Source organism: Roseateles sp. P5_E1, assembly GCF_054049335.1.
On record NZ_JBFUMN010000039.1, the window covers coordinates 13,534 to 27,477 of the forward strand.

14 protein-coding genes and 1 pseudogene are annotated in these 13,944 nt (G+C 67.5%); 9 read left to right on the plus strand and 6 right to left on the minus strand.

Annotation, left to right across the window (positions count from 1 at the left end; translation table 11 throughout):
• The first annotated feature begins 23 nt into the window (after positions 1-23).
• The 9 genes and pseudogenes from ACXJKJ_RS22330 to ACXJKJ_RS22370 all read left to right on the plus strand — a co-directional run bounded on the left by ACXJKJ_RS22330 (position 24) and on the right by ACXJKJ_RS22370 (position 8,447).
• Entirely contained in the window at positions 24-1,412 is a 1,389-nt protein-coding gene (locus ACXJKJ_RS22330; protein WP_457392556.1) for an MFS transporter, read from the plus strand.
• Positions 1,413-1,430: 18 nt separating this feature from the next.
• Positions 1,431-2,459, plus strand: a complete 1,029-nt coding sequence (locus tag ACXJKJ_RS22335) for an amidohydrolase family protein (RefSeq protein ID WP_457392559.1) — start codon at positions 1,431-1,433, stop codon at positions 2,457-2,459.
• Positions 2,460-2,461: 2 nt separating this feature from the next.
• Positions 2,462-3,145, plus strand: coding sequence for a 4-carboxy-4-hydroxy-2-oxoadipate aldolase/oxaloacetate decarboxylase (gene ligK, locus ACXJKJ_RS22340; protein ID WP_457392562.1), 684 nt, complete (start codon positions 2,462-2,464; stop codon positions 3,143-3,145).
• A gap of 4 nt (positions 3,146-3,149) precedes the next feature.
• Positions 3,150-4,064, plus strand: coding sequence for an amidohydrolase family protein (locus tag ACXJKJ_RS22345; protein WP_457392565.1), 915 nt, complete (start codon positions 3,150-3,152; stop codon positions 4,062-4,064).
• Positions 4,064-4,498 (plus strand): protocatechuate 4,5-dioxygenase subunit alpha, encoded by a 435-nt coding sequence (ligA, locus tag ACXJKJ_RS22350; protein WP_457323626.1) that lies wholly within the window; start codon positions 4,064-4,066, stop codon positions 4,496-4,498. The genes ACXJKJ_RS22345 and ligA overlap by 1 nt, the downstream gene beginning before the upstream one ends.
• A gap of 2 nt (positions 4,499-4,500) precedes the next feature.
• A complete protein-coding gene (locus ACXJKJ_RS22355) occupies positions 4,501-5,367 on the plus strand; it encodes a class III extradiol dioxygenase subunit beta (RefSeq protein ID WP_457392567.1) in 867 nt (288 codons plus the stop codon).
• Positions 5,364-6,326: a Gfo/Idh/MocA family oxidoreductase gene (locus tag ACXJKJ_RS22360; RefSeq protein WP_457392570.1), complete on the plus strand. Its 963-nt coding sequence runs from the start codon at positions 5,364-5,366 to the stop codon at positions 6,324-6,326. The genes ACXJKJ_RS22355 and ACXJKJ_RS22360 overlap by 4 nt, the downstream gene beginning before the upstream one ends.
• Positions 6,323-7,307, plus strand: a pseudogene (locus tag ACXJKJ_RS22365) (aldo/keto reductase). Before ACXJKJ_RS22360 ends, ACXJKJ_RS22365 begins: the two are co-directional and overlap by 4 nt.
• A 165-nt stretch (positions 7,308-7,472) precedes the next feature.
• The gene (locus tag ACXJKJ_RS22370; protein ID WP_457392572.1) at positions 7,473-8,447 is read left to right on the plus strand and encodes an AraC-like ligand-binding domain-containing protein; all 975 of its coding nucleotides are present in this window, start codon (positions 7,473-7,475) and stop codon (positions 8,445-8,447) included.
• Between the two features lie 15 nt (positions 8,448-8,462).
• Here the strand turns inward: ACXJKJ_RS22370 and ACXJKJ_RS22375 are convergent, their stop codons facing one another.
• Genes ACXJKJ_RS22375 through ACXJKJ_RS22400 form a run of 6 tightly spaced genes read right to left on the minus strand, consistent with a single transcriptional unit; the run spans position 8,463 to position 13,918 of the window.
• Positions 8,463-9,164 carry an ABC transporter ATP-binding protein gene (locus ACXJKJ_RS22375; protein WP_457392574.1) on the minus strand — a complete coding sequence of 234 codons (702 nt, stop codon included), beginning with the start codon at positions 9,162-9,164 and terminating at the stop codon, positions 8,463-8,465.
• 15 nt (positions 9,165-9,179) lie between these two features.
• The gene (locus tag ACXJKJ_RS22380) at positions 9,180-9,884 is read right to left on the minus strand and encodes an ABC transporter ATP-binding protein (RefSeq protein ID WP_457392577.1); all 705 of its coding nucleotides are present in this window, start codon (positions 9,882-9,884) and stop codon (positions 9,180-9,182) included.
• Positions 9,881-10,885, minus strand: a complete 1,005-nt coding sequence (locus tag ACXJKJ_RS22385; RefSeq protein WP_457392580.1) for a branched-chain amino acid ABC transporter permease — start codon at positions 10,883-10,885, stop codon at positions 9,881-9,883. Before ACXJKJ_RS22385 ends, ACXJKJ_RS22380 begins: the two co-directional genes overlap by 4 nt.
• Positions 10,882-11,739: a branched-chain amino acid ABC transporter permease gene (locus ACXJKJ_RS22390; protein ID WP_457392583.1), complete on the minus strand. Its 858-nt coding sequence runs from the start codon at positions 11,737-11,739 to the stop codon at positions 10,882-10,884. The genes ACXJKJ_RS22385 and ACXJKJ_RS22390 overlap by 4 nt, the downstream gene beginning before the upstream one ends.
• A gap of 18 nt (positions 11,740-11,757) precedes the next feature.
• Positions 11,758-13,008 carry an ABC transporter substrate-binding protein gene (locus ACXJKJ_RS22395; protein ID WP_457392585.1) on the minus strand — a complete coding sequence of 417 codons (1,251 nt, stop codon included), beginning with the start codon at positions 13,006-13,008 and terminating at the stop codon, positions 11,758-11,760.
• A gap of 13 nt (positions 13,009-13,021) precedes the next feature.
• A complete protein-coding gene (locus ACXJKJ_RS22400; protein WP_457392587.1) occupies positions 13,022-13,918 on the minus strand; it encodes a SphA family protein in 897 nt (298 codons plus the stop codon).
• Positions 13,919-13,944: the final 26 nt, after the last annotated feature.

Genomic DNA, 13,944 nt, shown 5'->3' on the forward strand with positions numbered 1-13,944 from the left:
CCCAACGACAACAGGAGACAAGCTTGCAGACCTCACCGATCCCCGCTCCCGGCACGCGTGCCGTGGACGTGCAGCGCCTCATCGACGACCACCCGCTGTCCCGCTGGCAATGGGTGGTCTTCGCGCTGTGCTTCTTCGTCGTGCTGCTGGACGGCTTCGACACCGCGGCCATCGGCTACATCGCGCCGTCGCTGATCAAGGACTGGGGCGTCACCAAGCCCATRCTGGCGCCGGTGCTGAGCGCCGCCCTCTTCGGCCTGGCCGCCGGCGCGCTGTTGTCCGGCCCCATCGCCGACCGGCTGGGCCGCAAGCGTGTGCTGACGGTGACGGTGCTGCTCTTCGGCGTCGCCACGCTGGCCTCGGCCTTCGCCACCAACCTGACGGAACTCAGCGTGCTGCGCTTCATCACCGGCCTGGGCCTGGGCTCGGCCATGCCCAGCGCCGTCACGCTGATGAGCGAGTACTGCCCCACCGCGCGCCGCTCCACGCTGACCAACCTCATGTTCTGCGGCTTCCCGCTGGGTGCGGCCTTCGGCGGCTTCCTGGCCGCGTGGATGATCCCGCAATGGGGCTGGCAGAGCGTGCTGGTGCTGGGTGGCATCGCGCCGCTGCTGCTGACGGTCGGCCTGCTGACGCTGCTGCCCGAGTCGGTGCGCTTCATGGTCACGCGCCGCCAACCGGTCGAACGCATCCGCGCCGCGCTGGCCCGCATCGCCGGCCCGCAGGTGCACCAGATCGAGCGCTTCACGCTGAGCGAGACCCGCGTCGTCACCAACGAACGTGGCGGCCTGGCGCAGGTGCTGGCGCGGTCCTACCGCCTGGGAACGTTGATGCTGTGGGTCGCCTATTTCATGGGCCTGGTGATCTTCTATGCGCTGATCAACTGGATGCCGCTGCTGTTCAAGGAGGCCGGCATCGAGCCGCGCACCGCCACGCTGATCTCGGCCCTCTTCCCGCTGGGCGGCGTCGGCGCCGTGTTCTTCGGCTGGCTGATGGACCGCGTCGAGCCCAACCGCATCGTTGCCCTGGGCTTTGCGCTGACCTCGGTGGCCATCTGGTCCATCGGCCAGATGACAGGCAACGTGGCCGCGCTGGTCGTCTGCGTCTTCTTGGCCGGCGTGCTGATGAACACGGCCCAGTCCTCGCTGCCGGCGCTGGCCGCGGCTTTCTATCCCACCAATGCGCGTGCCACGGGTGTGTCGTGGATGCTGGGCATCGGCCGCTTCGGCGGCATCCTGGGCTCGCTGCTGGTGGCGCAGATGGCCGCCATGCATGCCAGCATTGGCACCGTCTTCCTGGTGCTGGCCGTGCCCGGCGCCCTCGCCGCAGCAGCGCTGTGGATCAAGCGCGATGCCGATGGTTTTGCGGATGACCCTGACGGCCGCGACGCCCGCACGGCACTCGCGCACTGACAACAAGGAGAAGCTCTGATGATCATCGACGTCCACGGCCACTACACGACGGCCCCCGCCGCACTGGGCGCTTGGCGCGACCTGCAGATCGCCGGCCTGAAGGATCCCACCCGCGCGCCCAAGGCCAGCGAGCTGAGGATCAGCGACGACGAGCTGCGCGAGTCCGTCGAGACCAACCAGCTCAAGCTGATGAAGCAGCGCGGCTCGGACCTGACCATCTTCAGCCCGCGCGCCAGCTTCATGGCCCACCACATCGGAGACTTCAACACCTCCGCCACCTGGGCCGCCATCTGCAACGAGCTCTGCTACCGCGTGGCCCAGCTCTTCCCAGATCACTTTGTGCCCGCGGCCATGCTGCCGCAGTCCCCCGGCGTGGACCCGGCGACCTGCATCCCCGAACTGGTCAAGTGCGTGGAGGAGTACGGCAATGTCGGCATCAACCTGAACCCCGACCCCTCCGGCGGCCACTGGACGTCGCCGCCGCTGTCGGACCGGCACTGGTACCCCATCTACGAACAGATGGTCGAGTACGACATCCCGGCCATGGTGCATGTGTCAACCAGCTGCAATGCCTGCTTCCACACCACCGGCGCACACTACCTGAACGCCGACACGACGGCCTTCATGCAGTGCCTGACCAGCGACCTGTTCAAGGACTTCCCGACGCTGAAGTTCCTGATCCCGCACGGCGGCGGCGCGGTGCCCTACCACTGGGGGCGCCTCCGCGGCCTGGCCCAGGAATTGAAGAAACCGCTGCTGAGCGAGCACCTGCTGAACAACATCTTCTTCGACACCTGCGTCTATCACCAGCCAGGCATAGACCTGCTGACCAAGGTGATCCCGGTCAAGAACATCCTGTTCGCGTCCGAGATGATCGGCGCCGTGCGCGGCATCGATCCCGAGACCGGCCATTACTACGACGACACCAAGCGCTACGTCGAGGCCACAGCCAATCTCAGCGACGAGGATCGCCACGCCGTCTACGAGGGCAATGCCCGCCGCGTCTTCCCGCGCCTGGATGCGCAACTGAAAGCCAAGGGGCTCTGACCATGTACGAACTGGGCGTCGTCTACCGCAACATCCAGCGCGCCGACCGCACGGCCGCCGACGGCCTGGCCGCGCTGGGCTCGGCCACCGTGCACGAGGCCATGGGCCGTGTGGGCCTGCTCAAGCCTTATATGCGGCCCATCTACGCCGGCGTGCAGGTGTCGGGCACGGCCGTGACCGTGCTGCTGCAACCCGGCGACAACTGGATGATGCATGTCGCCGCCGAGCAGATCCAGCCCGGCGACATCGTCGTCGCGGCGGTCACCGCCGACTGCACCGACGGCTACTTCGGCGACCTGCTCGCCACCTCCTTCCAGGCGCGCGGCGCGCGTGCCCTCGTCATCGATGCCGGCGTGCGCGACGTGAAGACGCTGCAGCAGATGGGCTTCCCGGTCTGGAGCAAGTGCATCAGCAGCAAGGGCACCATCAAGGCGACGCTGGGTTCGGTCAACGTGCCGGTGGTGTGCGCCGGCATGTGGGTCACGCCGGGCGACGTCATCGTGGCGGACGACGACGGCGTCGTCTGCGTGCCGTCCGCGCGTGCGGTCGACACGCTGGAAGCCGCCCTCAAGCGCGAGAGCTTCGAAGGCGAGAAGCGCGCCAAGCTGGCTTCCGGCGTGCTTGGCCTCGACATGTACAAGATGCGTGAGCCGCTGGAAAAAGCCGGCCTGCGCTACATCGACTGAAACCATGGACTTCACCAAGACCCCCGGCTGGCTGGACTGGTACGCCGCTCCTTCCAAACCGCGTTTCCAAGTGCCGGCTAGCGCCGTCGACGCGCACTGCCATGTGTTCGGCCCCGGTGCGCAGTTCCCCTTCGCGCCAGAGCGCAAGTACACGCCCTGCGACGCGAGCAAGGAACAGCTCTTCGCGCTGCGCGACCAACTCGGGTTTGCGCGCAATGTCATCGTGCAGGCCACCTGCCACGGCGCCGACAACAGCGCGCTGGTCGACGCGCTGCAGAGTTCAGGCGGCAAAGCCCGCGGCGTGGTCACCATCAAGCGCGGCATCAGCGACGCCGAGCTGCAACGCATGCACGAGGCCGGCGTGCGCGGCGTTCGCTTCAACTTCGTCAAGCGGCTGGTGGACTTCACGCCCAAGGACGAGCTGCAGGAGATCGCCGCGCGCATCGCCAAGCTGGGCTGGCATGTCGTCATCTACTTCGAGGCGGCCGACCTGCCCGAGCTGTGGGACTTCTTCACCGCCCTGCCCACCACCGTCGTCGTCGACCACATGGGCCGGCCTGACGTCAGCAAACCCGTCGACGGCCCGGAGTTCGAACTCTTCCTGAAGTTCATGCGCGAGAACGACAACGTGTGGAGCAAGCTCAGCTGCCCCGAGCGCCTGTCCGTCACCGGCCCGCGCGCGTTGGACGGCGAGCAGAACGCCTATCGCGACGTCCTGCCCTTTGCCCGCCGCGTCATGGACGAGTTCCCTGACCGCGTGCTGTGGGGCACGGACTGGCCCCACCCCAACCTCAATGACCACATGCCCGACGACGGCCTGCTGGTCGACTTCATCCCCCACATCGCCCCGACGCCTGAGCTACAACGCCGGCTGCTGGTGGACAACCCCATGCGCCTGTACTGGCCGGAGGAAAGCTGATGCCGCTCGACAAGTCCTACACCGACATCCCCGGCACCACCATCTTCGACGCCGAACAATCCCGCAAGGGCTACTGGCTGAACCAGTTCTGCATGTCGCTGATGAAGGCCGACAACCGCGCCCGCTTCAAGGCCGACGAGCGCGCCTATCTCGACGAGTGGCCGATGACCGATGCGCAGAAGGCGGCCGTGCTGGCGCGCGACCTGAACGAGTGCATCCGCCTGGGCGGCAACATCTACTTCCTGGCCAAGATCGGCGCGACCGACGGCAAGAGCTTCCAGCAGATGGCAGGCAGCATGACGGGCATGACCGAAGAGGAGTACCGCAACATGATGATCTCCGGCGGTCGCTCCGTAGAAGGCAACCGCCGCGTTGGCGAGGACGGCGACGCGCAGGCGCACCGCCAGCCGCAAGGCAAAGCAGGGAAGAAGTAACCGTGGCCCGCATCACCGCTTCCGTCTACACCTCGCATGTGCCCGCCATCGGCGCGGCACTGGACCTGGGCAAAACCACCGAGCCTTACTGGCAGCCCGTCTTTGCGGGCTATGAACCTTCCAAGCGCTGGTTCGACAACAACCGCCCGGATGTCGTCTTCCTGGTCTACAACGACCACGCGACGGCCTTCAGCCTCGACCTGATTCCCACCTTCGCCATCGGCACCGCGGCCCGCTTCGAGCCGGCCGACGAGGGCTGGGGCCCGCGCCCGGTGCCGACCGTCATCGGCCACCCGGAGCTGGCCGCGCACATCGCGCACAGCGTCATCCAGGACGATTTCGACCTGACCATCGTCAACAAGATGGACGTGGACCACGGCCTGACCGTGCCGCTGTCGTTGATGTGCGGCCAGCCCGACCCGGTGAAAGGCGCCTGGCCCTGCACCGTCATCCCGTTCGCGGTCAATGTCGTGCACTACCCGGTGCCGTCGGGGCGGCGCTGCTTCATGCTGGGCCAGGCCATCCGCCGCGCGGTCGAGTCGTTCGGGCCGGACCTGAATGTGCAGATCTGGGGCACCGGCGGCATGAGCCACCAGTTGCAAGGCCCGCGTGCCGGTCTCATCAACCGCGAGTGGGACACCCGCTTCCTGGACCGCCTGATCGCCGAGCCCGACGCCCTGTCGCGAGTGCCGCATGACGAGTACGTGCGCGAAGCCGGCTCCGAAGGCATCGAGCTCGTCATGTGGCTGATCGCCCGCGGCGCGATGGCCGACGTCAACGGTGGCGCGGCCCCGCACGTCGCGCATCGCTTCTATCACGTGCCTGCCTCGAACACGGCGGTCGGCCATCTGATTCTGGAGAACACATGACTCAACCAATTCGTGTTGCGCTGGCCGGCGCCGGCGCCTTCGGCATCAAGCACCTGGACGGCATCAAGAACATAGCCGGCGTCGAAGTCGTCTCGCTGATCAGCCGTGACCTGGACAAGACCCGCGAGGTCGCCGCCAAGTACGGCATTGGCCACGTCGCCACCGACCTGGCCGATGCGCTGGCTCTGCCCGAAGTCGACGCCGTCATCCTCTGCACGCCCACGCAGATGCACGCCAGCCAGACCCTGGCCTGCCTGAAGGCGGGCAAGCATGTGCAGGTGGAGATCCCGCTGTGCGACGTGCTGGCCGATGGCGAGGAGGTCATCAGCATCGCGCAGAAGTCCGGCCTGGTCGCGATGTGCGGTCACACGCGGCGCTTCAACCCCAGCCACCAGTGGGTGCACAAGAAGATCACGGCCGGCGAGTTCAACGTCCAGCAGATGGACGTGCAGACCTACTTCTTCCGCCGCACCAACATGAATGCGCTCGGCCAGGCACGCAGCTGGACCGACCACCTGCTATGGCACCACGCCGCGCACACGGTGGACCTGTTCGCATATCAGGTGCAGAGCCCGGTCGTGCAGGCCCATGCGCTGCAAGGCCCTATCCACCCAACGCTGGGCATTGCGATGGATATGAGCATCCAGCTCAAGGCCGCCAACGGCGCCATCTGCACGCTGAGCCTGTCCTTCAACAACGACGGCCCGCTGGGGACGTTCTTCCGCTACATCGGCGACACCGGCACCTACCTGGCGCGCTACGACGACCTGTTCGATGGCAAGGAGAACAAAATCGACGTGTCGGCGGTGGACGTGTCCATGAACGGCATCGAGCTGCAGGATCGCGAGTTCTTCGCCGCCATCCGCGAGGGCCGTGAGCCCAACAGCAGCGTGGCCCAGGTGTTGCCCTGCTACCGGGTGCTGCACCAGTTGGAGCAACAGCTGAAGGCCGCCGCATGAAGACACGCCGCATCGGTCCCTTCGAGGTCTCGGCCATCGGCCTGGGCTGCATGAACCTCAGCCACGCCTATGGCACACCGCCATCGCGCGACGTCGCGGCAGCCGTGCTGGACGGCGCGCTCAATGGCGGCGTCACGCTGTTCGATACCGCGGCGCTGTACGGCTTCGGCRCCAACGAGGAACTGCTCGGCGGTCTGCTGGCGCCGCATCGCGAGCGGATCGTGCTGACGAGCAAATGCGGCATGCAAGGCGTGGACGGTGTGCGCGTCATCGACGGTCGGCCGGAGACGATCCGAGCGAGCGTCGAGGCCAGCCTGAAGCGGCTGCGCACCGACGTCATCGACGTGCTCTATCTGCACCGGCTCGACGCCAAGGTGCCGGTGGAGGACAGCGTCGGCGCGATGGCCGAGCTGGTGCAGGCGGGCAAGGTTCGCGCGCTGGGCCTGTCCGAGGTCTCTGCCGCCACCTTGAAGCGCGCCCATGCGGTGCACCCGATTGCCGCGCTGCAGACCGAGTACTCGCTGTGGACTCGCAACGCCGAGATCGCCGTGTTGAAAGCCTGCCGTGAGCTGGGCACCGCCTTCGTCGCCTTCAGCCCGCTGGCGCGCGGCTTTCTCGGCGGCGAGCTGCGCGACATCAGCAAGCTGGAGCCCAGGGACATCCGCCACGCCATGCCGCGCTTCTCGCCCGAGAACTACAGCGCCAACTTGCGCCTGCTGGACGCTTTCGAAGCAGAAGCGGCCCGGCTGCGCTGCGCGCCGGCCACGCTGGCGCTGGCCTGGTTGCTGCACCAGGGTGACGACATCGTCCCCATCCCCGGCACCTCGCGCCCCGATCACCTGGGCGACCTGCTCGCGGCGCCGCAGCTGGCGCTCGACGCCGCCACACTCGCCCGGCTCGACGCCCTGATCAACCGCCACACGGTCAGCGGCGCGCTACAGCGCCGCCACACAGGCCGAGATCGACACCGAGGAGTTTTGACCGCCGGCCGCACGGCGCGCTCGCGCGCAGCTGGTAAACCACTTCACTGATTTGCTCCCGGCCCCAATATCCCAGCGGTTCTGCAGGCCTCGTGCGAGCTTTCACTAGGGCCAGTGCGCGAACGCCGCTACTAAACTGCCAAGGCAGCATGGGCTGAGAGACAAGATGCATCACACACACTGGTCAACGAACCGGGTTCTCGCTTGTGATCGGGCGCAGGCCTGGGGCAATATCACCACGCGCTACTTCGGCCGCCTGCGCGTTTCCAGCCTGCACGACGGCCCGTTGGACGCATCCCTCGATGCCTTCGACGTCGGCGCCCTGCGCATGTACCGCATCGACGCGCCGGCTCATCACGTTGAGCGTGACGCGGCCTGCGGCGAATTGCCGAGCGACGACTTCTACAAATTGGTGCTGCAGGTCAGTGGCCGGGGCATCGTCGAACAACAGCAGCGCCGCGTGGTTCTGCAGCCCGGCCAGTGGATCCTCTACGACCCGCGCGCGCCATATTCGATCACCAACCCCGAGCGCTGCACGCTGCTCGTGACCCAGGTGCCGCGCGCACTGCTCCCCGGGCTGCGCCTGCCAGGGCCGCACGCCGGCGAATTGGGCAGCGACAACGTTGCCGGCTTGCACGGCGTCTTCGGCAGCTACCTCCGCGCACTGAGCGAACAACTGCCCGGCCTGCCCGACGGTGCGGGCCAAGCTCTGAGCGAGTCCGTCATTGGGTTGCTTGGCTCGACGCTGGCAGAAGCGCTGCGACGCATCAGAGAGCCGGTGCCGCTGCCCTCGTTGCTCAAGATGCGCGCGCGCCAGTATGTGCAAACGCATCTTTCCGATCCGGAGCTGAGCATTCAACGCATCGCCGACGCACTTCGCTGTTCCAAGCGCTATTTGCACCGCGTGTTCGAGGACGACGATGTCAGCCTGGAGCGCCAGATCTGGAATAGCCGTCTGGAACGCTGCCACGCCGCGCTCACACACGAAGCCAACGCGAACCGCTCAGCGGCGGAGATCGGTTTCGCGTGGGGTTTCAGAAGCGGCGCGCACCTGAATCGACTGTTCAAGCAGCGTTATGGCCTCACGCCGGGCGCCTGCCAACGGCAGGCCGGCGAGACGCGAGGCGAGGCGAGGCACTGACGCGGTAGTGCTGCGTCAGCCCAGGTAGCTGCCGTGCAGGATCTCGGGTTGCTCGCGCAGCGTCTGCGCCGCTCCCGACCACACCGTCCGCCCGCGCTGCAGCACAAAGGCACGGCTCGCGAGCGTCAACGCCAGCGTGGTGAACTGCTCGATCAACAGCACACCAACCCCATCGGCAGCCGCCTGCCGCAACACCTCGGCGAGGCGCCGCACGACCAGCGGCGCGAGGCCGAGCGACAACTCGTCCACGACAAGCACCTTGGGCCGGGCGAGCAGGGCCTGCGCCATGCAGACCATCTGCTTCTGCCCGCCGGAAAGTGATCGGCCGGGCTGGGCGAGTTTGGCTTCGAGTTCCGGAAAGATCTTCAGCACGCGCGCGATGGCGGGCTCGACCTCCGCGCTCGTGTGGACCATCGCAGCGGCCCGCAGGTTGTCGTGCACCGACAGGCTGCCGAGCAGGTGGTGGCCCTCGGGCACGATGGCCAGGCCGGCCCGGCGCACCGCGTCGGGCGAGAGACCTTCCAGCCCTGTGCCGTTGATGCGCACATGGCCTTGGCTGCGCGCGATGGCGCCAGCCAGCGCGAGCACGATGCTCGACTTGCCGGCACCATTCGGGCCGAGTAGCGTGACGATCTCTCCGGCCGCGACATCCAGGTCGAAGCCGTGCACAACGGCTTTGCCGCCGCGCGAAACGTGGAGTTGGCGAACTTCAAGCATTGCAATCCGTGAGGGTCAGGCGCCGAGGTAGGCCTGGCGAACGAGCGGGTCGTCCAGCACCGAGCGCGTGGCGCCCAGCGCCAGCCGGCGACCGAAGTCCAGTACCAGGGTCTGCGTGCAGATGGCTGCGATCAGATCGACGTCGTGATCAATCAACAGCACTTGGGCGCCGAAGTTCTCTGGGATGGCCGAGATTGCGTCGCGCAGCACGCGCGACTCGCGCTCGTCCAGTCCGGCGCCCGGCTCATCGAACAGGATCAGGCGTGGTGCGCCGACCAGGGCCTTGGCCACTTCCACCATGCGGCGCCGGAACAGATCGAGTTCGGCACCCGGCACCTCGGCGCAATCCAGCAGCCCGGCGTGCGCAAGCGCCCGGTGCACCTGCGCGTCGGCCTGGTCGCGGCGATGCGGCACATGGTCGAGCATGGACTGCACGTTGTCCCAGACGCTCAGGTCCTCCACCACCTGTTCGGTCTGGAACGAGCGGCGCAGGCCGAAGCGCACGCGGCGCGCGGTGTTCATGCCAAGCAAACTCGTGTCGTCAACGCGCACCTCGCCCGACCGGGCCGGTGCGAAGCCGCTGAGCAGGTTGACGAGCGTGGTCTTGCCCGCGCCGTTCGGGCCGATCAGGCCGCACACCGGGGCGTCGAGCACGGCGTCGAGTGCGTCGATCACCGTGACGGCACCAAAGGCCACGGTCAGGCCGCGAATCTCGATCATGGCTGAGCCTTGACTGTGCGGCGCTGGAAGGCCGCCAGCCACTGGCCGGCCAGCCCGCGCGGTGCGGTGATGAGCGCATGCAGCAGCGCGGCACCGAAGAACACCATCGCCAGGTAGCCGTTGACACCCAGGTCGACCAGCAGCGACGGCACGGCACGCAGCAGCAGGCCAGCCACCAACGCCCCGACCCAGTGGTAGGCGCCGCCGATCAGCGTCAGCGCGAACAGCATCACCGACTCGCTGGCCGCGAACGCGCGGCCGTCGAGCTGGCCCACGGCACCGGCCAGCAGCGCGCCCGCGACGCCTGCGCACGCGCCGGCCAGACCGAAGGCCCAAGTCTGGTACAGCAGCACGTTGACGCCCGCGCCCTCGGCCACCGCTTCGCCGCGGCGGATCAGCGCCCAGGAGCGGCCGGCCCGCGTGCGCCGGTGCACCTCCAGCAGCGCCAACATGGCAGCCAGCCAGGCGGCCACGTAGGCGAAGTAGGCGCCCTCGCCCTGCGCGATGGCGGGGCGGGGCAATATCAGCCGTTCGCTACCGCTGATGCGCCCGAGAAAGCCGGCGCCGCCGTCCGGAAAACCCGTCGCGCTGATCACCACCTGGAAGCCCCCGGCCAGCATCAGCGTCACCAGCGCAAGGTAGAGGCCCTTCAGGCGCAGGGCCGGCAGCCCGGCCAGCATGCCCACCACGCCCGCAGACAGCCCACCGGCCAGCACGCAGGCCTCGAACGGCCAGTGCAGCCCATGGCCCACACGCAGCGCGACCCAGCCGCCCACGCCCAGCAAGGCGTACTGGCACAGGCTCACCAGGCCGAGTTGGCCATACAGCAGCGCCACACCGGCCGCCGCGATGGCCAGCGCCAGCGACGAGGTCAACGTCTTGATCCAGTAGGCGTTGGCCAGCCAGGGCACCAGCGCCCCGATGGCCAGCACCACGAGCGCCATGCGCAGCAGGGCCAGGCGGGCGGCACGCCGCTCGCGTTTGATGGAATCGGAAGTCATGCTTTGCGGGAGGCGTCGCGCCACAGCACGATGGCCAGCAGCGCAATGAGAAAGGGAGTCGCGGTGCGAAAGGGCGAGAAGCCGGGCACCAGCACAGCGACGGCTTCGAGCATGCCGATGGCCAGCCCGGCCACCACGGTGACGGGAAGCGAGGACAGGCGGCAGATGATGGCGGCTGCGAACGCGGGGATGACGAGGAAGGTCAGCACCGTGGCCTGCATCCGCACGATGTTGGCCAGCAAAAGCCCGCACACGCCAGCAAAGGCGCCGGAGATGACCCAGGCCGCCGTATCCACCTGGAGCACGCGGATGCCCAGGATGGCGCTCAAGCCCCGCTGGTCGGCCAGCGCCCGCATCGCCAGGCCGATGCGCGTGCGGGCCAGCAACAAGCCCACTGCCGCCATCATCGCCACCGCGGCGGCGAGACCGAGCACCCGTGTATAGGTGAGCCGCACATCGGCAAACTCGATGGCGCCCGCATCGGTGGGCAGCACGAGCCGGCGCGGCTGCTCGCCCCAGAACCATTCGGTGAAGCCCAGCACCACGAGCGCCAGGCCCAGGGTGCCGATCGAGCGCACCGTGGGTTCGCGCTCAGCCAGTCGCGGCGCGAGAAGCCGACCGTAGGCCAGCGAGATGGCGACCGAAGTCGCCACCGCAGCCAGTGCGGCCAGCCCGAGCGGCCACTCGCGGTCCAGGGCCGACCAGGCGACGTAGGCGGCCACCGCGCCGAGGGCGCCGAACGCGAAGTTCAGCACCCCCGACGAGCGGTACAGCACGACCAGCCCGACGCCCGACAGCGCGTAGACCGCGCCCACGCCGAGGCCGGAGATCAGGAATGGCAACAGATCGGGCATTGCAACCTCAGATTCAGATCAGAGGCCGAGCTTCTTTTCCTGCTCGCGCAGGTCGCTCAGTTCGGGGTCAGCGGCCATCAGGCAGCCATTGCTGACCTGCTTGAAGCCGTTGCCGCTGACCTGTGCGATCGGGCCGCTGCTGTTGGCGTTGTGGCGCGCACCGTCGCCCACATAGAACGGCCGGCACAGGATGTCGCTCTTGAAGCCCTTGACGTTGCGCAGCGCGGTGCTGACGCTGGCGCGGTCGATCTTCTTCGGGTCCATCTTCAGCAGCGCCTCGGTCACGATGCGCGCGGCGAGGTAGCCGCCCTGCGCGAACGAATCGCGCGGATCGGTCTTGCCGCCGAAGGCCTCCATCGTCGCCTTCCAGTTCAGGTTGTCGGCGCCGGCTGACTCCACCGGCATGAACTCGAGATGGAGGTCGAAGTTGCCGTTCCAGGCCGCGCCGATGGTCTTGGGCACGTCGACGTTGTAGGCCGGCGTGCTGGAGACAAAGCGGATCTTCTTCGCCAGACCCTGCTGCTCGGCCGCCGCCAGCATCGGCACCATGATGCCCTTGGGCAGGTTCAGGACGATGGCGTCCGGCTTCTTCGCGGCCGCCTGCAGCATCGTCGACGTCGCGTCGGGCGAGCCCGGATCGACCGCGATCACCTCCACGTCCACGCCGTTGGCCTTGCCCCAGTCCTTCGCACCGTCGCAGGCCCAGTTGCCCAGGCTCGGGATGTTGGGAATCACGCAGACCATCTTCTTGGCCTTGTAGGCCTGCGCGGCATACATCGCGGCCACGGTGCCCGAGACACGCGGCCCCGCATTCACCGGCACATAGTTCTTCGCGAAGAAGCACTCGCGCGGCACGCCGACGCCGGCAATCACCATCACGTCTTCCTGGGCGTACATCTTCGCGTTGACGCCGCACTCGACGAAGCTGGAGCTGCCCACCATCGCGAGCACCTTGCGGTCCTTCACCAGCTTGGCGGCCACCTGGGCGGCGACCTCCGGGTTCCACTGGTCGTCGACGATGGTCAGCTCCACCGGCCGGCCGTTGATGCCGCCATTGGCGTTGACGCACTTGAAGTAAGCCTGAGACGCCAGCGCCGAGGCACTGAAATCGTCGGGCCCGGTCTTGCCGACCACGGCGCCGAGCGAGATCGGTTCACCGCTCGCGGCCTTGCCGTTGTTGAGCCCGCAGACGGGCTTGGCCTGCGCCATTGCGGCGCCGGTGACGAGCAAGGCCGCAGCGGCGGCGATGCATTGCAATGTGATCTTCATGGGGTCTCCAGGTTCAGAACGGCAGGATGGTCTTGATCCAAAGGGCGCTGCCTTCGGGCCGGTTGCGCACCGACATCTCGCGCGTCCACTTGGCGGTAATGAACCAGCCCTTGCCGTTGTCGTACTTCAGCGAAGGGCCGAAGGCGAAGGCCGCGCCTTTGCTGTCGGCCAGGGACGCACCGGCGCTGGTGTCGTTGCCGAGCTGACGCATCGCATAGCCGCCCGCGCCGAGCACCCAGCCGTTGCCCAGGCCCCAGCCAGCGGAGTAGTCGAGGTAGACCTCGTTGCCCGAGCGGTAGTCGGTGTCCTTGTTGCGTTGGTTGAAGCTGAAGGTGAGCTTGAAGTCGCCGTTGAAGCCGGCCGCATCGATGTAGCTCACGGTGTACAGCGGCTGGATCGACCAGTAGTTGCGGCCGATGTTGGCCACGTCACCCTTGGCGTAGCGACCGACGGGGGCGACAAAGTCCAGCCCCAGCACGCTGTGCAGTGTGGGTGAATGGTGAAAGGAGATAGCCGGGCCGAATGTGATGTCGCCCAGGCCGGTCTTGCGCTGCGCCAGGCCGGGCACTTCGACCTTCAGGTCCACCAGCGGCACGATGGCGTGGTACACCACATTGCCGCCGGCCACCATGGTCGTCGTGGACCACACGAAACGCGTGGCGGCGACGTTCGCGGCCACGTCGAAGACCGGCAGCGGGACGGTGTTCCCATTGCCGTCCTTGAGCTTGTCGGCGCGGTAGACGTTGCCGTACTCCAGCACATAGAAGCCGGGCGGTGGGGCCGCACCGGTCAGAAAGTTCTCCACGCCGCCGGGGTAGCTCGACCCGCCGCCTTCACCTGCCAGGGCGGCAGGCGCGACACAGACCATTGCCATCGCTGCAGCCGCAGCGGGCATTCCTAGTTTCTTCATGTTGTCTCCGTTTGTTTTTGAATCGT

What these genes read in the sequence shown, in the direction of transcription:
- ACXJKJ_RS22335 (WP_457392559.1), top strand. Translation starts at nt 1,431, where the DNA reads ATGATCATCGACGTCCACGGCCACTACACGACGGCCCCCGCCGCACTG.
- ligK (WP_457392562.1), top strand. Translation starts at nt 2,462, where the DNA reads ATGTACGAACTGGGCGTCGTCTACCGCAACATCCAGCGCGCCGACCGC.
- ACXJKJ_RS22345 (WP_457392565.1), top strand. Translation starts at nt 3,150, where the DNA reads ATGGACTTCACCAAGACCCCCGGCTGGCTGGACTGGTACGCCGCTCCT.
- ligA (WP_457323626.1), top strand. Translation starts at nt 4,064, where the DNA reads ATGCCGCTCGACAAGTCCTACACCGACATCCCCGGCACCACCATCTTC.
- ACXJKJ_RS22360 (WP_457392570.1), top strand. Translation starts at nt 5,364, where the DNA reads ATGACTCAACCAATTCGTGTTGCGCTGGCCGGCGCCGGCGCCTTCGGC.
- ACXJKJ_RS22370 (WP_457392572.1), top strand. Translation starts at nt 7,473, where the DNA reads ATGCATCACACACACTGGTCAACGAACCGGGTTCTCGCTTGTGATCGG.
- ACXJKJ_RS22375 (WP_457392574.1), bottom strand. Translation starts at nt 9,164, where the DNA reads ATGCTTGAAGTTCGCCAACTCCACGTTTCGCGCGGCGGCAAAGCCGTT.
- ACXJKJ_RS22380 (WP_457392577.1), bottom strand. Translation starts at nt 9,884, where the DNA reads ATGATCGAGATTCGCGGCCTGACCGTGGCCTTTGGTGCCGTCACGGTG.
- ACXJKJ_RS22385 (WP_457392580.1), bottom strand. Translation starts at nt 10,885, where the DNA reads ATGACTTCCGATTCCATCAAACGCGAGCGGCGTGCCGCCCGCCTGGCC.
- ACXJKJ_RS22390 (WP_457392583.1), bottom strand. Translation starts at nt 11,739, where the DNA reads ATGCCCGATCTGTTGCCATTCCTGATCTCCGGCCTCGGCGTGGGCGCG.
- ACXJKJ_RS22395 (WP_457392585.1), bottom strand. Translation starts at nt 13,008, where the DNA reads ATGAAGATCACATTGCAATGCATCGCCGCCGCTGCGGCCTTGCTCGTC.
- ACXJKJ_RS22400 (WP_457392587.1), bottom strand. Translation starts at nt 13,918, where the DNA reads ATGAAGAAACTAGGAATGCCCGCTGCGGCTGCAGCGATGGCAATGGTC.